The sequence below is a fragment of the Flavobacterium sp. GL_143 genome (assembly GCF_057834355.1).
The window spans coordinates 2,605,559-2,629,270 of record NZ_CM174401.1 but is presented as its reverse complement, the minus strand read 5'-3'; the positions used below and the strand labels follow the sequence as shown (position 1 = coordinate 2,629,270).

Annotated in this window: 24 protein-coding genes; 21 read left to right on the top strand and 3 right to left on the bottom strand. The window is 33.1% G+C overall.

Going from position 1 to position 23,712, the window contains the following annotated elements; translation table 11 throughout:
• Window positions 1-79 precede the first annotated feature (79 nt).
• The gene (locus tag AC3IPI_RS11625; RefSeq protein ID WP_489159109.1) at window positions 80-1,117 is read left to right on the top strand and encodes an SMI1/KNR4 family protein; all 1,038 of its coding nucleotides are present in this window, start codon (window positions 80-82) and stop codon (window positions 1,115-1,117) included.
• A gap of 249 nt (window positions 1,118-1,366) precedes the next feature.
• Here AC3IPI_RS11625 and AC3IPI_RS11620 read toward each other — a convergent pair whose 3' ends face one another.
• Genes AC3IPI_RS11620 through AC3IPI_RS11610 form a run of 3 tightly spaced genes read right to left on the bottom strand, consistent with a single transcriptional unit; the run spans window position 1,367 to window position 4,302 of the window.
• Complete coding sequence (locus AC3IPI_RS11620; protein ID WP_489159108.1) at window positions 1,367-1,837, bottom strand: barstar family protein; 471 nt, start codon at window positions 1,835-1,837, stop codon at window positions 1,367-1,369.
• Between the two features lie 54 nt (window positions 1,838-1,891).
• Window positions 1,892-2,968, bottom strand: coding sequence for a cytochrome d ubiquinol oxidase subunit II (cydB, locus tag AC3IPI_RS11615; protein ID WP_489159107.1), 1,077 nt, complete (start codon window positions 2,966-2,968; stop codon window positions 1,892-1,894).
• A 2-nt stretch (window positions 2,969-2,970) separates the two neighbouring features.
• A complete protein-coding gene (locus AC3IPI_RS11610) occupies window positions 2,971-4,302 on the bottom strand; it encodes a cytochrome ubiquinol oxidase subunit I (RefSeq protein WP_039117822.1) in 1,332 nt (443 codons plus the stop codon).
• Between the two features lie 499 nt (window positions 4,303-4,801).
• On the opposite strand from AC3IPI_RS11610, the gene AC3IPI_RS11605 reads away from it, so the two are divergent.
• The 20 genes from AC3IPI_RS11605 to trpA all read left to right on the top strand — a co-directional run bounded on the left by AC3IPI_RS11605 (window position 4,802) and on the right by trpA (window position 23,703).
• Window positions 4,802-6,217, top strand: a complete 1,416-nt coding sequence (locus tag AC3IPI_RS11605; RefSeq protein WP_489159106.1) for an MBL fold metallo-hydrolase — start codon at window positions 4,802-4,804, stop codon at window positions 6,215-6,217.
• A gap of 294 nt (window positions 6,218-6,511) precedes the next feature.
• Window positions 6,512-7,081: a YeeE/YedE family protein gene (locus AC3IPI_RS11600; RefSeq protein WP_039116026.1), complete on the top strand. Its 570-nt coding sequence runs from the start codon at window positions 6,512-6,514 to the stop codon at window positions 7,079-7,081.
• Window positions 7,082-7,091: 10 nt separating this feature from the next.
• A complete protein-coding gene (locus AC3IPI_RS11595; protein WP_081912428.1) occupies window positions 7,092-7,508 on the top strand; it encodes a DUF6691 family protein in 417 nt (138 codons plus the stop codon).
• Window positions 7,509-7,779: 271 nt separating this feature from the next.
• Complete coding sequence (locus AC3IPI_RS11590; RefSeq protein ID WP_489159105.1) at window positions 7,780-8,556, top strand: alpha/beta hydrolase family protein; 777 nt, start codon at window positions 7,780-7,782, stop codon at window positions 8,554-8,556.
• 322 nt (window positions 8,557-8,878) lie between these two features.
• Window positions 8,879-9,340, top strand: a complete 462-nt coding sequence (locus tag AC3IPI_RS11585) for a MarR family winged helix-turn-helix transcriptional regulator (RefSeq protein ID WP_039116029.1) — start codon at window positions 8,879-8,881, stop codon at window positions 9,338-9,340.
• Window positions 9,341-9,354: 14 nt separating this feature from the next.
• Complete coding sequence (locus tag AC3IPI_RS11580) at window positions 9,355-9,987, top strand: NAD(P)H-dependent oxidoreductase (protein ID WP_489159104.1); 633 nt, start codon at window positions 9,355-9,357, stop codon at window positions 9,985-9,987.
• Between the two features lie 32 nt (window positions 9,988-10,019).
• Window positions 10,020-10,586 (top strand): YceI family protein, encoded by a 567-nt coding sequence (locus AC3IPI_RS11575; protein WP_039116031.1) that lies wholly within the window; start codon window positions 10,020-10,022, stop codon window positions 10,584-10,586.
• Between the two features lie 157 nt (window positions 10,587-10,743).
• Window positions 10,744-12,189: an IS1182 family transposase gene (locus AC3IPI_RS11570; protein WP_489159103.1), complete on the top strand. Its 1,446-nt coding sequence runs from the start codon at window positions 10,744-10,746 to the stop codon at window positions 12,187-12,189.
• 420 nt (window positions 12,190-12,609) lie between these two features.
• Window positions 12,610-13,887, top strand: coding sequence for a hypothetical protein (locus AC3IPI_RS11565; RefSeq protein ID WP_489159102.1), 1,278 nt, complete (start codon window positions 12,610-12,612; stop codon window positions 13,885-13,887).
• Window positions 13,888-14,189: 302 nt separating this feature from the next.
• Window positions 14,190-15,590, top strand: coding sequence for an anthranilate synthase component I family protein (locus AC3IPI_RS11560; protein WP_039116114.1), 1,401 nt, complete (start codon window positions 14,190-14,192; stop codon window positions 15,588-15,590).
• A gap of 100 nt (window positions 15,591-15,690) precedes the next feature.
• Entirely contained in the window at window positions 15,691-16,149 is a 459-nt protein-coding gene (locus tag AC3IPI_RS11555; RefSeq protein WP_489159101.1) for a hypothetical protein, read from the top strand.
• Window positions 16,150-16,247: 98 nt separating this feature from the next.
• On the top strand, window positions 16,248-16,814 hold the full coding sequence (locus AC3IPI_RS11550; protein WP_039117830.1) for an anthranilate synthase component II: 567 nt from the start codon (window positions 16,248-16,250) through the stop codon (window positions 16,812-16,814).
• Window positions 16,815-16,916: 102 nt separating this feature from the next.
• Window positions 16,917-17,324, top strand: coding sequence for a GNAT family N-acetyltransferase (locus AC3IPI_RS11545; protein WP_039117831.1), 408 nt, complete (start codon window positions 16,917-16,919; stop codon window positions 17,322-17,324).
• Window positions 17,325-17,381: 57 nt separating this feature from the next.
• Window positions 17,382-18,374 carry an anthranilate phosphoribosyltransferase gene (trpD, locus tag AC3IPI_RS11540; RefSeq protein WP_489159100.1) on the top strand — a complete coding sequence of 331 codons (993 nt, stop codon included), beginning with the start codon at window positions 17,382-17,384 and terminating at the stop codon, window positions 18,372-18,374.
• Window positions 18,375-18,465: 91 nt separating this feature from the next.
• Window positions 18,466-19,245 (top strand): indole-3-glycerol phosphate synthase TrpC, encoded by a 780-nt coding sequence (gene trpC / locus AC3IPI_RS11535; RefSeq protein ID WP_489159099.1) that lies wholly within the window; start codon window positions 18,466-18,468, stop codon window positions 19,243-19,245.
• A 101-nt stretch (window positions 19,246-19,346) separates the two neighbouring features.
• Window positions 19,347-19,970 (top strand): phosphoribosylanthranilate isomerase, encoded by a 624-nt coding sequence (locus tag AC3IPI_RS11530; protein ID WP_489159098.1) that lies wholly within the window; start codon window positions 19,347-19,349, stop codon window positions 19,968-19,970.
• A gap of 55 nt (window positions 19,971-20,025) precedes the next feature.
• Window positions 20,026-21,207 carry a tryptophan synthase subunit beta gene (gene trpB / locus AC3IPI_RS11525; protein ID WP_489159097.1) on the top strand — a complete coding sequence of 394 codons (1,182 nt, stop codon included), beginning with the start codon at window positions 20,026-20,028 and terminating at the stop codon, window positions 21,205-21,207.
• Between the two features lie 165 nt (window positions 21,208-21,372).
• Window positions 21,373-22,008: a LysE family translocator gene (locus tag AC3IPI_RS11520; protein WP_489159096.1), complete on the top strand. Its 636-nt coding sequence runs from the start codon at window positions 21,373-21,375 to the stop codon at window positions 22,006-22,008.
• Between the two features lie 18 nt (window positions 22,009-22,026).
• Window positions 22,027-22,764 carry a carbon-nitrogen hydrolase family protein gene (locus AC3IPI_RS11515; RefSeq protein WP_489159095.1) on the top strand — a complete coding sequence of 246 codons (738 nt, stop codon included), beginning with the start codon at window positions 22,027-22,029 and terminating at the stop codon, window positions 22,762-22,764.
• Window positions 22,765-22,941: 177 nt separating this feature from the next.
• Window positions 22,942-23,703 carry a tryptophan synthase subunit alpha gene (gene trpA / locus AC3IPI_RS11510; RefSeq protein ID WP_489159094.1) on the top strand — a complete coding sequence of 254 codons (762 nt, stop codon included), beginning with the start codon at window positions 22,942-22,944 and terminating at the stop codon, window positions 23,701-23,703.
• Window positions 23,704-23,712 lie beyond the last annotated feature (9 nt).

Here is a 23,712-nt window from a genome sequence, read left to right as displayed (position 1 = left end):
TAATTCACTAAGCAAAAGTAGAATTGAGGATTTTATTTTAGTACGTTTAGAATAATGATATTCATTACGAATCACCCTTATGGCAAAAACAATCAAACACTTCGAAGAAAGTTTATTTACAGAAGATGACGGAAGCAAATTTTCAAAAATAAAAGACAAACTAATAAAAAGTTTCTCCACTACAGACAGAGAAAAAGTTATCGAAATTTTAATCCAATATTCAAAAGATGGCAAAATGCTGCATTGGAGAAATTTCTTGTTGACTGATATTATTGACCTTGTACAAGAAGATGAAACAAATTATAGTGACTTCTTCGAGTGGACAATTACAAAACCAGAACTTACCTATTGGGGAATCGACGGACTTATAAAAACAAAAGGAATAAAAGCATATAAAACTCTCATTGAGTTAGCTCAAAACGAAAGCTTACCGACAGAAGTTCGTGCAAAAGCAATCAAAAGTATTGCAATACACAGCAAGCAACCTTTTGACCGTGATTTACCAAAAGATCCTGGCTATTGGAAAATTGAAAACTTTAGGATTGACGAATTATTAGATTGGCAAAGCAAAGCGTACAAACAAGGCTCAGGCCATAAAAAACCTCAAATTCATCCCACACTAAAAAATCCAAAAACAGAACTAGAGAAAGCAGTTTCTAAACTAAACGATAAACTAGAAATAGAAAGAAACAAACAACAAGATTTATCAAACCCTACTGATTGGCTGGCAATAGCAGACGAAAACAAAATTGCTGTAATAGAGAAAAAGTGGAAACTACCTGAGAATTATTTACTGTTTCTTAAAAACTATTCTCCTATCAATGTTTTTATCGACGATGAAAAATTCTTTCAGGGATTAAATTTATATGGAGCCGATGATTTAATCAAATCTCAAAATGGTTATTCTTTCAACTCAATAACAAACGAAATTCTCGAAGATTGGCCATCAAATTATATTGTAATAGCCGACGCTGGTGCTGACCCTTATTGTATTGATATTGCAAACATCACAAGCAATGATGCACCAATCTATACAAGTATGCACGGAAATGGAAAATGGGAATTCGAAAAATACTCAGATTCATTCGTTGATTTCATAAAAGACATCGTAGAATAATCTTTGTCAAAGTTCTTTTTACTTTGACAAAGATTAAAACCACAGAAACTCATGTTACCAACTTATATTTTGGGCGTTCCCTCCGGTCGGGCTATCTGCTATATCTTTTTATTAGAAAAAAAATAAAAAGGATAACGCTCCTATCCCTAACGCAATCTAACATATTCAGTAAAATTCTAAAGCCATCTTTGTCAAAGTAAAAACTTTGACAAAGATTAAAAGAAACACAACGGGAGATTGCTTAACTATTTAATACCAATAGAAATTATTAGCACCGAAAGGATTTAAATTAAAATTTCTATTTTCAACTTTAACTAAAACTAAAAGTTTTTCTGAAAATATTAAATGCCTTTGAGCACTTGACACAAATACATCGATTAAAGTATGAGCATCTTTTATATTCATACTATTAAAATTATCGAATATGACTACAAGACCATTCTCCTGAATTTCTATTTCATTTAAGCATTCTTGCAATGCATCCCAATTATGCCCATAATAGTTCGGAAAAGCAAATTCATTATGCAACGAACCATGCATTACTTTTTTATCAGCCCATTCTTCACAATCAAACGTAATAATTTTATATCCTTCTGAAACAAGCCATTCCGTATTATCTTTTAAAACTTGATAATCATTATAGGGCTTTAAAAACCCCCTGGATATAATTTCATAATCTAGTCTCTTCCATGTTTCAGGTTCATTTTTAAATTTAATCATAATTGAATAAAATTATTTTTACCATAAATATTCAATGGCTTTGATCAAAACACTCTAATGTTCTCCATATCCAATATCATCCATTTTACCACTAAAAACCCGGTATTGAATAATAAAATATACAATAACAAGAGCCAAGGCGATAAAAAACCAACTCATTCCAGCCTCTAATCCGTATTCATGAGCAGCCGTATTATAAATCGTTAATGAAGGATTTACATTGTTAGTAGATGGTAAAACATTCGGGAAAATTGAAACTGCTGTAGAAGCAAAACCTCCCACAAGAAACAATGTTGAAAACACAAACCCCATTCCGTCTTTTTTATACGTGCGCACCTTGAACAATCCCACAATCCCAATAAAGGTAATTAATGGGAATATCCAAAGTATTGGAGTTTTAATAAAATTATGAAAAGGTTTTGGCTCAATAAAATGCCAGATTTGCAAGGAAATAAATACCAAAATCAGTAATACTATATTGAGTCTAAAAACTACCTTTTTAAGCTTTTCATTTAATGAAGAATTGGTTTTAAAAATAATCCAGTTTGCGCCATGAATCGTAAGTGCTACAACACTTACAATCCCCAAAAACAACGTAAACCAATCGATAATTCCTAATTCATGGGCTTGCGGGCTAAAAGTCGGATTCCATAAAGGCAAAAAGAAAAAATGAGCTTCCTGAGTAGAAACACCATTTACAACCATACCTAGATTCACACCACGAACAATATTCCCTAAAGCAATCCCAAAGAATAAAGCCAATAGTAGACTCGCAATTCCAAATGCTTTATCCCAAATTACTTCCCACATCGGGTGATGAATCTGTCCACGCATTTCTAGTCCGATTGCTCTAAAAATAAGCAACCATAAAATCATAATCAATGGCAAATAAAATCCACTGAATGATGATGCATATAAAATCGGGAAAGCAAAAAATAATACACCTCCCGCGGCAATAATCCATACCTCATTGGCATCCCAAAAAGGACCAATCGCACTGGTTATCGCTTTTTTATCTTTTTCTGTTTTGGCAAAAAATAAATGAATAATTCCTGCACCAAAATCATAACCATCTAACACAATGTAAACAGCTAGAATTCCCATTAAAACTACGTACCAAAAAAACTCCATAATTATATTTTTTCTGTGTGAGGTCCTTTATTGATGATTTTTCCAACCATAAGCAAAAACAACATGCCCAATAAAAGATACAATCCTATAAATCCTAATAATGTAAATAATGTATTCCCTGAGGAAACCGTTGGCGAAGCCCCCTCGGCAGTGCGTAATAAATTATAAACCAACCACGGCTGACGTCCTAATTCGGCAGTGTACCATCCTGTAGTATTGGCGATATAAGGAAACGGAAGCATAAAAAGTAGCGACCATAAAATCCATTTGGTTTCGAATAGTTTTTTTCGGCAAAGTTGTAAAACCGCCATAGCCATCAATCCTATAAAAATTGTCCCTAGTCCTACCATAATATGATAAGCATAATACAATCCAGATATATTAGTAGGATGAACACTTTCGTCAAACTGATCCAATCCTTTTATTTCTTCATGCCAGCTTCCGTAAGTTAAGAAACTCAATATATTAGGAACGGCTATTTTATTATCTAGTTTTTTATCTTTTACATCGGGCTGACCGATAAGAACAATTTCAGAACCTTTTTTCTCAGTATGAAAAATTCCTTCCATAGCTGCAAAAGTTACAGGCTGGTATTTTACCACGTTTTTAGCCAGTAAATCACCTGTAGGAACTGCAACAATTACACACGAAATCAATCCGAAGATAACACCCGTTTTCACGAATAATTTCCCGTAAGTCAAATTCTTTTTACTCAAAATATAAAAAGCACCAATTCCTGCAACAACAAATGAACTTGTTACCATCGAAGCTGCCTGATTGTGTAAATATGAAGGCCACAACCAAGGATTAAGGAACAAGGCTTGAAAATTAGTTAGTACAAATCTTCCGTTTTCAAGGATTTCATATCCCACAGGATTTTGCATCCACGAATGTGTGGCAATGATTAAAAATCCACTAGCCCACGAACCTATACATATCAGTAATCCGGTTACAAAATGCCATTTATGTCCGAGTAGTTTTTCTCCAAATAGGAATATTCCAAGAAATGATGACTCTAAGAAAAAAGAAAACATCCCTTCCATGGCAAGAGTTTGCCCAATAATTCCACCTGTTAATTCCGAAAACTTAGCCCAATTGGTTCCAAACTGAAACTCCATCGGAATTCCCGTAACAACACCCATTGCAAAATTCAACGCGAAGATTCTCATCCAAAAATGAGTGGCATGATTGTATTGTTCGTTTTGAGTTTTTAAATATTTCCATTTAAAATATACAATGATTAAGGAAAGTCCCATTGTAAGTTGCGGAAAGAGGTAGTGAAAAGTTATTGTAAATGCGAATTGCATTCGGTCATAAAAAAGCATTTCTTCCATACTAGCGTATTTTATTTTATTATGAGGTTTCGCAAATTTACCTATTAAATGTAACATTTAATGACATAAAAAAAACTTTATCACCTTGCCTTTATAAAAATTTTTAGTTAGTTCAAAAACAGCTAAAACACTAATTACATAAAAACCACACAACTAAAAACAAGCATTACTTACTTAAACACTATACCATTATCTTTTTAAACCATTTAAGTCATTTAAGCCCATTTAAGTTTCACTCAAATAGCTTAACTTACATTTACTTATATCACTTATATGGTGAATTACTTACTTAACTACCCTACCATTATTTTTTTTTAGATTATAAGTGATCTAAGTTAATTTAACTTTTATATAAATAGGCTGACTATTATTTACTTATATCACTCATACAGTTCAATTTTTCTTTTTTTTAGCTCAAAAAAAATTCTGTAACATTAGTCACTTATTTTCCAAAAAAACAAAGTTACCTTTGTAAAACATTATTTAAGATTACACAACAATGAAAATTGAACAAATTTATACCGGATGTTTAGCACAGGGCGCCTATTACATTACTTCAAATGGCGAAGCTGCGATTATAGATCCGCTTAGAGAAATACAACCCTACTTAGACCGTTTAAATCGTGACCAAGTAAAATTAAAATACATCTTCGAAACTCATTTCCATGCCGATTTCGTTTCAGGACACGTTGATTTAAGTAAAGAAACTGGTGCACCGATTATTTATGGTCCAAATGCCGAATGTGGATTCGATTGTGTTTCTGCAACCGACGGACAAGAGTTTAAATTAGGAAACATCACAATAAAAGCGTTGCATACTCCTGGGCATACCATGGAAAGCACTACTTATTTATTAATTGATGAAAACGGAAAAGATTATGCGATTTTTTCTGGAGATACTTTATTTATTGGAGATGTTGGTCGTCCCGATTTAGCTCAAAAAGCCACTTCGATGACACAAGAACAATTAGCAGCCATATTATTTAATTCGTTACGAACTAAAATAATGACTTTGGCAGATGATGTTATTGTATATCCAGCTCACGGTGCAGGAAGTGCTTGTGGTAAAAACATGAGTAAAGAAACGGTATCGACAATTGGTAACCAAAAAGCAACCAATTATGCCTTGCGTGCTAATATGACCGAAGCTGAATTTATTACCGAAGTAACCGATGGTTTACTACCTCCTCCTGCTTATTTTAGCATGAATGTGGCTATGAACAAAAGTGGTTATGAAAGTTTTGAATCTGTTTTAGATAACGGAATGAAAACTATAAAAGTTGACGAATTTGAAGCAGTAGTAGAAGAAACTGGTGCTTTGATTTTGGATACTAGAAATAATGGCGATTTTAGCAAAGGATTTATTCCGCAATCGGTAAATATCGGAATCAACGGTGATTTTGCTCCTTGGGTAGGAACTTTAATTGCCGATGTAAAACAACCTATAGTATTAGTAACCGAAAAAGGACTGGAAGAAGAAGCTGTAACCCGATTAAGTCGTGTAGGTTTTGATTCGATTATCGGACATCTTGAAGGTGGTTTTGATGCTTGGAAAAATGCTGGTTACGAAACTGATACGGTAAACAGAATTACACCTGACCAATTTGCAAATGAATTTAAGGTTGAAGAAAACAAAGTAATCGACATTCGTAAAGAAACTGAATATAGTGCCGAACATATAGAAGATGCTTACAACAAACCATTAGCTTATATTAATGACTGGGTAAAAGATATCGACCCAAAAGAGCATTTTTATTTGCATTGCGCTGGTGGATACAGAAGTATGATTGCTGCATCGATATTACAAGCACGCGGATTTAGAAACTTCACCGAAGTTGAAGGTGGTTTTAATGCTATTGCAAAAACTACAATTCCAAAATCAGATTTCGTTTGTCAAAGCAAAGTTTTAAAGTAAATAAGTAACAAAGGTACTTAGGTTCAAAGCTACAAAGGTTTTAGTCCTAGAGCGTAAGAAACTTTAGTTTTACATATAACCCCAAGCTTGTCATTTCGACGAAGGAGAAATCTCCGCAAGAAACTAACTCACCGTTTTTTTCTTAAATTGTCGAGCTACTCGTGGAGATTTCTCCTTCGTCGAAATGACAAAAATGCGCAGACTAAGTTTAAACTTGAGTTTTTCTCAAAGTTCCTTATGCTCTTGGGTTTTATCCTCTGAACCTTTGCCTCTCAAAACCTAAAAAAAAGAAAAATGAATTTAATTGAAATTATAAAAGAACCTTGGCCTTGGTACGTTTCAGGTCCGTTAATTGGATTGACTGTACCGATATTATTAATTTTTGGTAACAAAGCATTTGGTATTAGTTCATCATTACGCCATATATGTGCTATGTGCATTCCTGCAAATATTTCATTCTTTAAATATGATTGGAAAAAAGAAAGTTGGAATTTATTCTTTGTCTTCGGAATATTCTTAGGCGGAATAATAGCAACTGTTTTCTTATCGAATCCAAATGCTATCGAAATAAACTCAAAACTTACAACTGAGTTAGCGACTTATGGTATTACCGATAATTCGGGATTAATGCCAGTTCAGCTTTTTTCATGGGAAAGTTTATTAACCCTACGTGGTTTTATAATGATTGTAGTAGGTGGTTTTCTTGTAGGTTTCGGAACGCGTTATGCGGGAGGATGCACAAGTGGACACGCAATCATGGGAATTTCTAATTTGCAATGGCCTTCGCTGGTAGCAACTATTTGCTTTATGATTGGCGGATTTGTTATGGCAAACCTGATTCTTCCTTATATACTTTCACTTTAAAACTTTAAAAATGAAAATTTCAAACTTAAAATATATGCTTGTCGGAATTGTATTCGGCATAGTATTCGTAAAAGCCGAAATCATCAGCTGGTATCGTATTCAGGAAATGTTCCGTTTACAATCTTTCTTTATGTACGGTGTAATCGGAAGCGCAGTTGCAGTAGGAATGCTATCTGTTTTTTTGATAAAAAAATTCAAGGTAAAAACTATTCAGGGAGAAGAAATCAAGATTGAGCCTAAAACATTTAGTAAAGGTCAGATTTATGGCGGATTGTTATTTGGATTTGGTTGGGCAATTACCGGAGCTTGCCCTGGTCCCCTATTTGCACAAATAGGAACTGGAGTTACAGTAATTGCAGTAACATTGGTAAGCGCAATATTAGGAACTTGGGTTTATGGTTATTTTAAAGATAATTTACCTCATTAATATTATTAATCCGTTGAATGCAATTCATTAAAAAACTTAATTAAACACATAGGAACATAGATTTTATGTGTGAAAAAGAATGCAAAGAGAAACACATTTCTTTCACATATCTAGTCCCGAAGCTTCGGGATGTATTTAAAATAAGTGAAACGCCTTTTTTTAGCTAAAAAATTCTATGTTTCTATGTGTTAAAAAATTGCATCTAACAGGTTTTCATTACACTTTAATTATCAAATATCATTGCAAACCAATTTTATAGAAGCATCGCTAAATGACCAAAATATATTCTCAGATTTTACTTTGCTTATTATTGATAAGCTGTTCAGGCAATAAGAAAACGAATAGTCAAGTATCAAATACTACTTATGACGTTAAGTTGGACAACATAGAAATATTTGATAATTCAAGAGATAGAAAAATTCCTGTTGCCATATATCATCCAAATACAGATAAGAAAATAAATAACCAACAGGTAATAATTTTCAGTCATGGATATGGAGAAAACAAAGGTGGAGATAATATGATTTATTCCCATTTAACTGAAAATTTAGCGTCAAAAGGATATTTTGTTGTCAGTATTCAACACGAATTACCAACTGATGACCTTCTTGCAATGGAAGGAGATTTAAAAATTACCAGAAGACCAAATTGGGATCGAGGTGTTGAAAACATTCGATATGTATTGAATGAATTTAAAAAAACAAATCCTGAGTTAGATTTTAAACATCTAACCTTAATTGGACATTCGAATGGCGGAGATATGACAGCTCTATTTGCTCATAAATATCCTGAATTGGTTTATAGAATTATAACAATGGATAACCGAAGAATGCCTCTTCCCAGAGTTTATAAACCTAAAGTATATACGTTGCGTTCTAAAAACTATAGCGCAGACGAAGGGGTATTACCTACGGAACAAGAACAAAAAAAATATGGAATCAAAGTTCTATTCACAACTATTAATCATAATGATATGGACAATGACGCAACAATCGAAGAACAAAAAATAATAAATACCTTTATAGAAGAATCCTTAAGCGAAAAATAACTTATATTATATTTCACTTATTTAAGACAGTAAACCCGACAGATTTTAAAAATCTGTCGGGTTTCTTTTTTGCACTTCAATCAGAGATCTTTGCCAAAATTCAAGTCCTCCGTAAAGACTCACGCCACTTTAAGAAAGAATTAAACTTCAATTAATCAACACCTTAAATTCAAATTATAAATTATATTTTCCTAATTTTAAACTCGATTTCCAACCACGAAAAAATCCCTTCAATAATATTAACGTAAATTTAACAACACATTTGTATATACAACAATAAAAACATACTACATTTGTATATACAAATTATACACTGACGACTATGACAATTGAAGATGTAATAAAAAGTACCGTTAAGATGGATAATCCAAAAAGAGTTATTCTGAATATCATGTATACACAAAATGTACTTCAGGATAAATTTAATGAGGTTTTAAAACCTTATGATTTATCAGGAGAACAATATAATGTGTTGCGTATATTAAGAGGGCAAAAAGGAAATCCAGCTAACATGTGTGTTATACAGGACCGAATGCTGGCAAAAACAAGCAATACAACCCGATTAGTCGATAAATTATTACTTAAGGATTTTGTCACCAGAAATGTATGCCCAAATAATAGAAGAAAAATAGAAGTATCGATTACAGAAAAAGGATTGGGTGTTTTAAAAGAACTAGATCCAAAAGTAATTGAACACGAAACTGTTTTTTCTGAAAACCTGACAACAGAAGAATTAGAATTATTAAATGAATTATTAGAGAAATTTAGAAATCAAAAAAATTAATACAAATAAATAACATGAATACTTTCCTAGAAAATCAAAATTGGAGATACGCAACCAAAAAGTTTGATGCGACCAAAAAAATCTCAACAGAAGATTTAAATATACTTAAAGAAGCGATACGTTTAAGCTCGTCTTCATACGGATTACAACCATATAAAGTAATTTTTGTTGAGTCACCAGAATTAAGAGCAAAATTACAACCAGTAGCTTGGGGACAATCTCAAATTGTTGAAGCATCTCATTTGGTTGTTTTTGCAAATGATACTAATATTGGTGATGCAGAAATTGATGGTTTTATCAAAAATATTAGCGAAACAAGAGGAATCCCAGCTGAATCATTATCTGGATATAGCGATTTTATGAAATCTAAAATCTCTACACTTCCAGCAGATGTAAAAAATACCTGGGCATCTAAACAAACTTATTTAGCTTTAGGTAATTTATTGAATGCTGCTGCAGAATTAAAAATTGACGTTACGCCAATGGAAGGTTTTGACCCAGCTGCATTTAATGAAATCTTAGGCTTAGATGCTTTAAATTTAAACGCTTCTGTTATCGCAACTGTAGGATACAGACACGAAGAAGATGCAACACAGCATCATAAAAAAGTAAGAAAATCTCAAGAAGAATTATTTATCAAACTATAATTATTAATCCAAATTTATTAAAATCAAACAAAATGAAAAATTTAAAATCAATCGCTTTAGCTCTAGTAGTAGCTTTATCATCAGTTTCAATTAACGCACAAACTAAAAAAGTTGACGTTAAAACAAGTACTGTTAAATGGGTAGGAAAAAAAGTAACTGGAGAACACTCTGGGACTGTAAACCTAAAAGATGGTGCTTTAGTATTTAAAGGAAAAAAATTAGCTGGTGGAACTTTCACTGTAGATATGACATCTATTAACGCAACTGACCTTTCTGGTGAATACCAAGGAAAATTAAACGGTCACTTGAAAGCAGATGATTTCTTTGGAACTGAAAAATTCCCAACTGCTAAATTAGTTTTCAAAACTATCGGAGCAAAAGCAACTGATGTTTATACTGTAACTGCAGATTTAACTATCAAAGGAATTACTAAACCAGTAACTTTTGATATTACTGTAAATGGTAACACTGCTACAACTGCATTTAAAGTTGACAGAACTAAATATGATATTAAATACAACTCAGGAAACTTCTTTGAAAACTTAGGAGACAAAACCATCAATGATGATTTTGAATTAACTGTAGCTTTAAAATTCTAATATCACACAAGCTTACTAATTCAGAAAATCCCATTCGTCGCGGCGAGGGCACTGAAAAAGTCCTTTTCACGAATAAATTGTTAATTAAAAGGAGTAGAAGCTAAAAGTTTCTGCTCCTTTTTTTGTATCTTTTGAGTGTAATCATAAGGCTTTTTAGATGTTAATTCAACAGCAACAAATTCAGTTTAGTCCTTATTCCTCATTATATGATTTAATTGTTCCTCAGGATAATCTCCTTAGAAAAATCAACGAACTCATAGACTTCTCATTCATCTACGATGAGTTGCTAAATAAATATTGCACCACTAATGGTCGCACAGCAGAAAGCCCAGTGCGTATGTTTAAGTATTTACTTCTAAAAACAATTTATGATGTCTCGGATGTTGATGTAGTAGAACGTTCACGTTTTGATATGTCTTTTAAGTATTTCTTAGAAATGACACCAGAGGAGAGTGTTATTAATCCAAGTTCTTTAACGAAATTTCGTAAACTTCGCCTGAAGGATACGGACTTATTAAATCTACTCATTGGTAAAACAGTATCTATAGCCGTCGAAAAGGGAATCATCAGATCCAGGTCTATTATAGTTGATGCTACACACACTTTATCAAGATCAAATCCATTTGCAGCAATTGATGTATTAAGAGAGCGCTCTAAACTTCTACGAAGAACAGTATATTTATTTGATGACCAATTCAAAGAGCATATGCCCGAGAAGAACAATACCAATGAATTAGAAAAAGAATTAGCCTATTGTAAAGAACTGGAGCAGCGCATAGAAAAAGAAGAATCTTTGAGTTCTATACCTGCTGTAAAAGAAAAGCTAAATCTGCTTAAAGAAACTATAGAAGATACTCAGGAAAATTTTATCTTATCAAAAGATATAGATGCTAAAACAGGTCATAAATCCGCAGATAGCTCTTTCTTTGGATACAAGACTCATTTAGCGATGACCGAAGAGCGAATCATCACAGCGGCTGTAGTTACCTCAGGAGAGAAAGCAGATGGTCCAGAGTTACCAAAACTCTTAGAGATTAGTCAGCAAAACGGAATTGATGTAAATACCATTATTGGTGATGGAGCTTATTCAGGAACAGAAAATCTCAAGCGAGCAAACGGGAAAAATATTAGAGTTGTAGCTAAGTTAAATGTTTCAGTAGCAAATGGGACAAGAAAAGAGGAAGATAAATTTCAATATAATAAAGATGCCGATAGAATGGTTTGTCCTGCAGGACATATGGCTATACGAAAAGCTAGACAGGGCAAAAAAAATGTTGGAAAAAATCAAACATATACCTACTATTTCGATGTCGAAAAATGCAAATCTTGTTCTTTAAAACAGGGGTGTTATAAAGGGGCAAAAACAAAAACCTACTGTGTAAGGATAAAATCAGACTTACACCAAGAACAAATCGCCTTTCAAGAAACGGATTATTTCAAAGAAAAAGCAAAACATCGATACAAAATAGAGGCTAAAAATAGTGAGTTAAAAAACGTACATGGCTATGATAGAGCAATATCGTACGGAATTTCCAATATGCAAATGCAAGGAGCAATGGCTATTTTTACAGTCAACTTAAAAAGAATACTGAAATTAATGTAAGGAATTTATAAAATAAGTATGCCTACACAAAATGCCCCTCTATAAATCAAAAATCGATTCATATAGCTGCAAATAAAAAACAGATATAAAACGAAAAACGCTTACAACGGATATTTTTAAATCCTGTTATAAGCGTTTTTTCATTGTCTAAAAAATAAACCTGATTAAAATAAGGGATGTTTTTCAGTGCCCTCGTCGCGGCGAATGGGATTTTTTTATGCCTTAATTTTTGATATTTAAATACAACAATCGCTTTACGAACAAATAAAATAACGTTCTTAAAGGTATAATAACACTTTCATAATATCTTACCATTCTTTGATTAACAAACCACTTTTACTTTTGGGACAATTAAAAAAGAGTCTTTGTCTCAACCAAAAGGCTTTTATCCAAAAATCAAATTTTGCTAAAGACATCACTATGAAAAAAAATTTACACCTTGTAATTATTTGTTTAGTAAGTAGTATTATAGTCAATGCACAACAACAAAAAGGGATTGTTGGCGCATCAAACTGGATGAATAAATGGACAAATTTTAAACCTGCATCAATAGAATATAATGAAGCTACAAATATTCTGGCAGGAACTATCGATAAGGATACCAAATTATATAAACGAAATACATATCAATTAGTTGGTGTTGTATATTTAACCAATAATGCCGTTTTAACAATTGAACCCGGAACGGTAATAAGAGGAGATGATAAAACTTGTGGTACACTCGTAATAACAAATGGTTCTAAAATAATGGCCGAAGGACTAGAAACTGACCCAATTATATTTACATCTAATAAAAATGTTGCCGAAAGAAAACCTGGAGATTGGGGCGGAATAATCCTTCTGGGAAAAGCACCAATTAATAAAATGGGTGGAGTTAGTTTCTTAGATTTTAATCTAGATCCTGTTGTAAATCACTATGGCGGACAAGATGCTGACGATAACTCGGGTATTTTAAAATACATACGCATCGAATATTCTGGCAGAAAATTAAATGCTCTAAAAGAAATTAATGGTTTATCATTGGCTGGAGTTGGTCGTAAAACCAAGTTAGAATATATTCAGATCAGTTATTCTAATGATGATTCTTTTGAATCTTATGGCGGAGATGTCGTTATGAATAACTTAGTTTCCTACCGAGCAACCGATGATGATTTTGATTTTACACAAGGAGTACAATGCACTATAAATAATAGTATTGCCATTCGTCACCCCTACTCTTCGGATATTTCAGGTTCAAGATGCTTTGAAATCGATTCGTATGACAAAATAGAAAGTACAGATACAAACAAAAAACTAACCAAGATAACTGCCAATAATATTACCTTGGTAAATCTGGAAGAAAGCAATCAAGGACTTGTTCGCGAAGCTGCACATATAGGAGAAAATAGTTATTTTACCTTAAATAATAGTGTAATCTCAGGTTTTACACCCTTTATGGTTTTTCAAGGAAAAATTGGAGATGGAATAGTTAACCTTGAAAAAATTAAACTAAACGGATTAATAATCAATAACTGTCAAGGTGCTATTTTAAGCGAAAATTCTAACTTTGATTCGGGCATCAAAAACTGGTATCAAAACCCAGCATTTAACTTAGAATATACAACTATAAGAAATGTCGCATTATTTACAGAACCTAATATTAAAGCAAATCCAGATTTTAGAATGAACTTAAATAATACATTAGTCAGTGGAAATTAAGCCATTAAAATGGGATACTTAAATTAAATTTAACAAAAAACTCAAAAAAATAGAGATTTTTTTTAAAACAATGTATACGAATACTCAAATTACATTTATATATTTGTACCAACAAAAAAGTTTATGAAAACAATTACAAATAATACTTGGTGGTGGAACAATTTACGTCAGACGTCGTGAACTAAGCTTCCTATGGTATTATTCAAACTATAAATATGAAAGGCTTGTCATCACGACAAGTCTTTTTTTTTGTTCATAATTTTCCGGAAAATAATATATTAAATCTTAAAAAAATCAACACATTGAAACCTTTTATACTCAACACACACTACAAACAAATCCTTGCAGACACTGTAACGCCTGTGAGCATTTACTTTAAAATTAGAGATAAATTCCCTAATAGTTTATTGCTGGAAAGCAGCGATTATCACGGAAACGATAATAGTTTCTCTTACATATGCTGCAACCCAATTGCAAGTATTAAAATCGAGAACGAAACTATTTCTAAGGCTTATCCTGATGGAACTACAGAAAAAATAGCAATTGATGATTCGACTAATATTCCAGAAATTATTCAGGAATTTTCAGGACAATTTAAATCGGAGAAAAACGATTTCAAATTTATCAACAACGGTTTATTTGGATATATCTCTTACGATGCCGTTCGTTATTTCGAAAAAGTAACTATTGCAAAAAAAGACAATAGCATTTCTATTCCAGATGTATATTATGCAGTTTATCAAAATATAATTGCAATAAATCATTTCAAAAACGAAGCTTATATCTTTTGCCATAGCGTAGATGGAAGAAATAATATTTCGGAAATAGAACAATTATTGCAATCAAGAAATATTGCTTCATACCAATTCTCTAAAGAAGGCGAAGGATTCTCAAATCTAACCGATGAAGAATTTAAGCATAATGTAGCTTTAGCAAAAAAACATTGTTTCCGTGGCGATGTGTTCCAGTTAGTTTTATCACGTCGATTCACACAAGGATTTAAAGGTGATGAATTTAATGTGTACAGAGCATTACGAAGCATCAACCCTTCCCCCTATTTATTCTTTTTTGATTATGGCGATTTCAAAATATTTGGCTCTTCACCAGAAGCACAAATTATTGTAAAAAATCGTAAAGCCGAAATTCATCCTATTGCCGGAACTTTCAAAAGAACAGGAAATGATGAACAAGACGCAATTCTTGCCAAACAACTATCTGAAGATAAAAAAGAAAATAGCGAGCATGTAATGTTGGTCGATTTAGCCAGAAATGATTTAAGCCGAAATGGACATGATGTAAACGTAGAGAAATATCGTGAAGTACAATTCTTCTCTCATGTAATACACTTAGTATCAAAAGTTACAGGACATTTACATGAAAAAGCAACTACAATGCAAGTCGTAGCCGACACCTTTCCGGCAGGAACACTAAGCGGAGCACCAAAACACAGAGCCATGCAACTTATAGAAGAATACGAAAAAACCAATCGTACTTTTTATGGTGGTGCTATCGGTGTTATGGATTTTGAAGGCAACTTTAACCATGCTATCATGATTCGAACTTTTTTGAGCAAAAACCATCAATTGCATTGCCAGGCTGGAGCTGGAATCGTAGCAAACTCAGACGAAGAAAGCGAAATGCAAGAAGTATATAATAAATTAAGAGCATTAAATACCGCTCTTGAAATGGCAGAGAAAATTTAGTATTCGGTCGCAGTTTTTCAGTCTTTAGTTCCAAACGAAAAGCTTAAAAATTACAACTTAACAAACCAAACATTAAATAAAAATTAAACAACTAAAAACTATGAAAAACACTATTGGATTATTATTGGTTATGGTATTTTTAACTTCTTGCAACGAGAAAAACAAGCAAGAAACTACAAGTATTAAAAAAGACATTGAAGGAACCTGGCGACTTATATCGGCAGAGACAACCGAAAAAGATTCAACTTTTTCAACATTCAATCCAAAAACCAAAATGATTAAAATTATAAATGACTCCCACTTTGCATTCTTTAACCATGACTTAAATAACGGGAAAAAAGCAGAAGCACTATTCTTCGGAGGTGGAGGAAAATATACTTTAAAAGATAGTACATACACAGAGAATTTAGAATATTTCAATAATAGAGACTGGGAGAACAACAAATTTGAATTTACAGTAAAAGTTAAAAACGATACCTTAATTCAAAAAGGAGTTGAAAAAATTGAAAAACTTGGAATAGATAGAATAATCATCGAAAAATACGTTCGAGAAAAATAAATAAAAATTAGTTGCCAGTTTCAGTATTCAGTCACAGTTTAAAAACTTAGTAACTCAGTCCCGAAACTTCGGGATAGCAACTTAGAACCTCAAAAAAAATGAAAAAAATACTAGTAATAGATAACTACGATAGCTTCACTTATAATCTTGTACATTATCTGGAAGATTTAAATTGCGAAGTAACCGTGTACAGAAATGATGAATTTGATATTGATGAAATAGCAAGTTTCGACAAAATATTACTTTCACCAGGACCAGGAATTCCAGACGAAGCAGGTTTACTAAAAGCTGTTATTCAAAAATATGCACCAACCAAAAGCATATTAGGCGTTTGTTTAGGACAACAAGCTATAGGAGAAGTTTTTGGCGGAACATTATCAAACCTTGACAAAGTATATCATGGTGTAGCTACCAATGTAAAAACGGTTGTAGATGATGAACTTTTATTTGAAGGTTTAGGAAAAGAATTTGAGGTAGGACGTTATCACTCATGGGTTGTCGATGCTACTTTACCCGATGTTCTCGAAGCTACATCTTACGATGAAAACGGACAAGTAATGTCATTAAGACACAGAACCTATGATGTACGCGGAGTACAATTTCATCCTGAAAGTGTATTGACACCAAACGGAAAAAAAATGTTAGAGAATTGGGTTAAGAGTTAGTCTTTAGTTTGCAGTAATCTGTCACAGTATTCAGTCGCAGTTTACTATTTAAAGAAAAAACTTAGTAACTCAGAACCTTAGAACCTTAGCAACTTAAAAAAAATGAATATCAGAATTTTAGAAACCAAAGAAATTAATATCGAAGATATAATAACATTGTATAAAGCCAATGAATGGAGTTCGGCAGAAAAACCAGATTTATTATATAAAGCACTTTTAAATTCTGAAACTTTAATTACTGCTTGGGATGACACAAAACTTGTTGGACTTGGAAATGCAATTTCCGACGGTTATCTAACTGTTTATTATCCACATTTATTAGTACTCCCAGAATATCAAGGAAAAGGAATAGGTAAAATGATTTGTGATAAAATGCAGGAAAAATATCGTGACTTCCATATGCAAATGTTAACCGCCGATGGAAAATCAATAGAGTTCTATACAAAAAATGGATTTGAACGAGCAGGACAAACAGAACCAATGTGGATTTATCAAGGAAACGAACATTAAATCAGTATTCAGTAAGCAGTACTCAGTCTCAGTAAAAAACTTAGAGCCTTAAAAAAAATGAAAAATATATTAAACAAATTAACCAATCACGAAGTCCTTACTAAAGATGAGGCTAAAAACGTATTGATTAATATATCAAATGGTGATTATAACCCAAGTCAGATATCGGCATTCTTGACCATATTTATGATGCGAAGTATTAACATCGAAGAATTAGCAGGCTTTCGCGAAGCCTTATTAGACTTATGCATTCGCGTAGATTTATCGGCTTACAATACCATCGATTTAGTTGGAACTGGTGGAGACGGAAAAGATACTTTCAACATTTCAACTCTGGCTTCATTTGTTACGGCTGGTGCAGGAATAAAAGTAGCCAAACATGGTAATTACGGAGTTTCTTCTATTTCGGGTTCTAGTAATGTCATGGAAAAAATGGGAATCAAATTCTCTAATGATCCTGATTACATTGAAAAATGCATCGACAAAGCTGGAATTGCCATACTTCACGCCCCATTATTTCACCCCGCAATGAAAAATGTAGGTTCAATAAGAAAAGAATTGGCAGTAAAAACATTCTTTAATATGCTGGGACCAATGGTAAATCCATCGTTTCCAAAAAACCAATTATTAGGTGTATTTAACCTTGAATTGGCTAGAATGTATGCGTATTTATATCAAAATACCGATGTAAATTTCACGATATTACATTCGCTAGATGGTTATGATGAGGTTTCATTAACTGGACCAACAAAGATTATTACAAACACGATGGAAGGCATGTTAAATCCAAGTGATTTTGGCGTTCGTCTTTTAGCGCAAAGCGAAATACACGGAGGAAATTCTATCGAAGAATCAGCTGAAATCTTTGCATCTATCATTTCTGGAAAAGGAACCGAAGCTCAAAATAATGTGGTTTGTGCAAATGCTGCATTGGCAATTGCAACGGTTACAAAAGGCACACCGCTAGACGGTTTTGAATTAGCAAAAGAAAGTTTACTTTCTGGAAACGCACACAAAGCGTTAAAGAAATTGCAAGAATTAAGTAAGTAAAAATAGTTTAAAGTTTAAGGGTTAATGTTTTCTTAGAATCGCTGAGAAACTTTAAACCTTAAACAAAGAAAACTTTAAACAAAAATAAAAAATGAACATCCTAGATAAAATAATAGTTGACAAGAAACGTGAAGTCATTCTCAAGAAATCAATAATTCCAGTTTCGCAACTAGAAGCTTCTGTTTTCTTCGAAAGAAAAACTATTTCTTTAAGTCAAAAACTAAAAGTAAGCTCAACAGGAATCATTGCCGAACACAAACGTCGTTCTCCATCTAAATCTGTCATAAACCAAAGTTTTACGGTAGAAGAAGTGGTAAAAGGATACGAAAATGCAGGCGCTTGCGGAATTTCAGTTTTAACCGATGGGAAATATTTTGGAGGTTCACTCGATGATTTACTTTTGGCAAGAGCATCGGTAAATATTCCGTTATTACGAAAAGAATTTATTGTTGATGAATACCAAATATTAGAAGCCAAAGCTTATGGAGCCGATTTAATTTTGCTTATCGCTGCGGTTTTAACAAGAGAAGAAATCAAGTCATTATCAGAATTCGCAAAAAGCTTAGGCTTAGAAGTTTTACTGGAAGTTCATAATCAGGAAGAATTAGAGAAATCGATTATGCCAACGCTGGATATGATTGGGGTTAATAACAGAAACCTAAAAACGTTTGAAGTAAACTTAGATTTCAGCAAACAATTGGCAGCACAAATTCCTGATGATTTTGTAAAAGTTTCCGAAAGCGGAATCTCCTCTGTCGAAGCCATCAACGAATTAAAACCTTATGGTTACAAAGGTTTCTTAATTGGTGAAAACTTTATGAAAACCGATAATGCCGGAGAAGCAGCAAAAGAATTTATTGGAAAGCTTTAGGCTATGGGCAAAGAGCAATCAGCTCAAAGCTTTGCGAACTTTGCGTTTTTAATGATTTAGAATATAAAAAACTTGCGCCCTTTGCGGTTAAACTTTAAAATATGAAATTAAAAATCTGCGGTATGAAATATCCCGACAATATAACCGAAGTAGGTTCACTCCTACCCGATTATATGGGATTTATATTCTGGGAGAAATCGGCTAGATATTTTGACGGAATCATTCCCGATTTACCAAAATCGATTAAGAAAGTTGGTGTTTTTGTAAATCAAAGTCAGGAAGATATTCTAGATAAAATTTCAAAATACGATTTACAAGCCATTCAATTACACGGTCACGAATCGGTTGAATTTTGTCAGGAATTAAAAAATAAAATTGATCCTAAAATCGAACTCATCAAAGTATTCTCTGCCGATGAAAATTTTGATTTTGAAGTATTAAAACCATACGAATCAGTTTGTGATTATTTCCTTTTTGATACCAAAGGAAAGTTACCCGGCGGAAACGGAACTGCATTCAATTGGAGCATATTAAACAAATACAATTCGAAAAAACCATTCTTCCTTAGTGGCGGAATCGGGATAGAAGAAGTAGCAATAATAAAAGAAATTTCGAAAACCAATTTACCTATTTATGCCATCGATGTAAACAGTAAATTCGAAATCGAACCCGGATTAAAAGATAAAAACATATTATATAGTTTCAAGCAAAACTTGCAACTTTAAACAGTAAAGACGCACCAAATGCATCTCTACACATAACATTATAAAAAAATAAATCATGTCATACAACGTTAACGAAAAAGGCTATTATGGTGAGTTTGGAGGAGCCTACATTCCAGAAATGTTATATCCAAACGTAGAAGAACTACGCCTGAACTATCTGAAAATTACTGCCGACCCAAGCTTTCAAGCGGAGTTCGATGCACTATTAAAAGATTATGTAGGTCGCCCTACTCCACTATATTTTGCCGAAAGACTTTCGAAAAAATACAATACTAAAATCTACTTAAAAAGAGAAGATTTATGTCATACAGGAGCGCATAAAGTAAACAATACTATTGGACAAATTTTACTGGCAAAACGTCTTGGTAAAAACCGAATTATTGCCGAAACTGGTGCAGGTCAACATGGAGTTGCAACGGCTACAGTTTGTGCATTAATGGGATTGCAATGTATTGTATATATGGGCGAAATCGACATTAAGCGTCAAGCGCCAAATGTGGCTCGTATGAAAATGTTGGGAGCAGAAGTTCGTCCGGCGCTTTCAGGTTCTAAAACCTTAAAAGACGCTACAAACGAAGCCATTCGCGATTGGATCAATAATCCTGTAGACACCTATTATATCATCGGTTCTGTGGTTGGTCCACATCCTTATCCCGATATGGTAGCTCGTTTTCAGAGTGTAATTTCAGCTGAGATAAAAACGCAATTATTAGAAAAAGAAGGACGCGAAAATCCAGATCACGTTATCGCTTGTGTTGGTGGAGGAAGTAATGCAGCCGGAGCTTTTTACCATTTCTTAGACGAGAAAGAGGTAAATATTATTGCGGTAGAAGCAGCAGGTTTAGGAGTTGATTCAGGCGAAAGTGCTGCAACATCGGCATTAGGAAAAATCGGAATCATTCACGGAAGTAAAACATTATTAATGCAAACTCCCGACGGACAAATTACCGAGCCCTATTCTATCTCGGCAGGTTTAGATTACCCAGGAGTTGGACCAATGCATGCCCATTTATTTGCATCTGGCAGAGCCGAATTTATCTCGATTACCGATGATGAAGCAATGCAATTTGGCTTACAATTATCCAAAACCGAAGGAATTATTCCAGCTATCGAAAGCGCACATGCCTTTGCCGTTCTGGAAAAAAAGAAATTTGGACCAGACGAAATTGTAGTTATTAATTTATCAGGCCGTGGCGATAAAGATTTAAATACGTATATCGATTATTTCAAGTTATAGTTGGGCGTTACCGTCAGAAAAAGACGGTCGGGCTTCCCGATAACTATCGGGACGCTATATCTTTTTAAGGCTAAAAAAAAGCCTAAAAAAGGATGTCGCTTTTATCCCTAACGCAAATCGAACATCAGTAGAATTAGTTCCAAAAAACAATTAAAAATTAAGAATATGAACGGTATAATTCATTATGAAACTTTTATTTTAACGGGATTACTTTTAAATATAACTCCTGGTAATGATACTATTTTCATATTAAGCAGAAGTATGGCACAAGGAAAAAAAGCTGGATTTATGTCTGTACTAGGAATTGCCACAGGCTCCTTAATACACACAATCCTTGCTGCATTTGGACTTTCTATTATTATTGCCAAATCTATACTCGTTTTTAGTATTATTAAATATGCCGGTGCCGCTTACTTATTATATATTGGCTACCAAATGCTCAAGGACAAAACTCGACTTAATACTGATGTTTCTTTTTCAGAGAAATCAATTAATCTAAAAAAAATATACAGAGACGGAGTAATAACAAATGTATTGAATCCAAAAGTAGCATTGTTTTTCATTTCGTTTCTACCACAATTTATAGATTCTGGTTTAAAAAATACTATTGTCCCTTTTATAACACTTGGAATAACATTTACAATTACAGGAACAATATGGTGCTTATTTTTAGCGAACTTTTCTTCTATAATTTTTGCAAAACTAAAGTATAACAAGAAACTTTCAAATTATATAAACAAAAGTTGTGGAGCTGTTTTAATAGGTTTAGGAATAAAAGTAGCACTAACAAATAATAACTAAATAACACAAATTATTAAAATGATATTAGCAGCAGCTCAGACCAAACCAAAACGAGGAGATATCGATTCAAATTTATTGGATCATTATCGTCTTATAGAATTGGCAATAACAAAAAATGCCGATTTAATCGTATTTCCAGAACTATCGATTACAGGTTATGAAAGAGAAAATGCAAGTGAACTTACTTTCACAGAAAATGATTCACGATTAGAGCATTTAAAAAAATTAGCTGTAGATAATAAGATTGTAATTGTTGCTGGAGCACCTATAAAAATTAAAGACCAATTGTTTATTGGAGAATTTATTATTTCTCCAGACAATTCGGTTTCTATTTATACAAAGCAATTTCTTCATGAAGGCGAAGATGTTTATTATCAATCGTCTTTTGATTATAATCCAACAATCGAATTAGAGAACAAAAAAATCTCTTTTGCCATTTGTGCCGATATTGATAATCCGCTGCACCCAAAAAATGCAAGCGAGAATAAAACTGCAATTTATATTGCCAGTATTTTCTTTACGCCAAACGGAATTCCTGTTGCGTATAAAGCGCTACAAGATTACGCCAGCACCTACAAAATGAATGTGCTTATGTCTAACTTTAGTGGTGAATCATGGGGATATCCTTCGGGCGGAAAAAGTGCATTTTGGAATAATAAAGGTGAATTAATCGCTCAAATGAATGATTCAGATGCTGGATTATTGATTGTAAAAAATCAAAATGATACTTGGATAAGTGAGATTGTAAAAATTTAAAAAAATAATGCCACAGATTAAAAGATTTTCACAGATTAAAGAAAAAGTGAAATATTTTTACAGTAGAAATCAATGATAATTCTTTTAATCTGTGGCAAAAAAATTAATAATGTACCTAACAGTCCTGTCCCGAAGTTTCGGGATCGTGATAAAACTGTTAGACTAAAAAATAAAAAAATGAACAGAATAAATCAAAAACTACAAGAAGATAAAAAGATACTTTCTATCTATTTTTCTGCGGGATATCCTAATCTTAATGATACCGTACAAATCATTCAGGATTTAGAAAAAAACGGAATCGACATGATCGAAATCGGATTGCCATTTAGTGATCCTTTGGCCGATGGACCTACAATTCAGGCAAGTTCTACCCAGGCATTGCATAACGGAATGACAACTCAGGTTTTATTTGACCAGCTGAAAAACATTCGCGAAAGCGTAACAATTCCGTTGGTAATAATGGGCTATTTTAACCCGATTCTACAATATGGAGTCGAAGAGTTTTGCGAAAAATGCGCTGCAATAGGAATCGATGGATTAATTATTCCTGATCTTCCTGTAGATGTTTATGCAGAACAATACAAAGAGATTTTCGAAAAACACGGATTAATAAACGTATTCTTAATCACGCCACAAACGTCTGATGAACGTATAAAATTTATCGACAGCGTTTCTAACGGATTTATATACATGGTAAGTTCTGCAAGTGTTACTGGTTCTCAATCTGGTTTTGGTAGCACGCAAGAATCATATTTTAAACGTATTGCCGATATGAACCTTAAAAACCCTCAGGTTATTGGTTTTGGAATTAATAATGCAGAAACATTTAATCAGGCAACGCAATTTGCAAAAGGAGCCATTATCGGAAGTGCTTTTATCAAACATTTATCTGAAAAAGGAACAGGAAATATCGCCGAGTTTGTAAAGGCTATTAGATAATATCTTTGT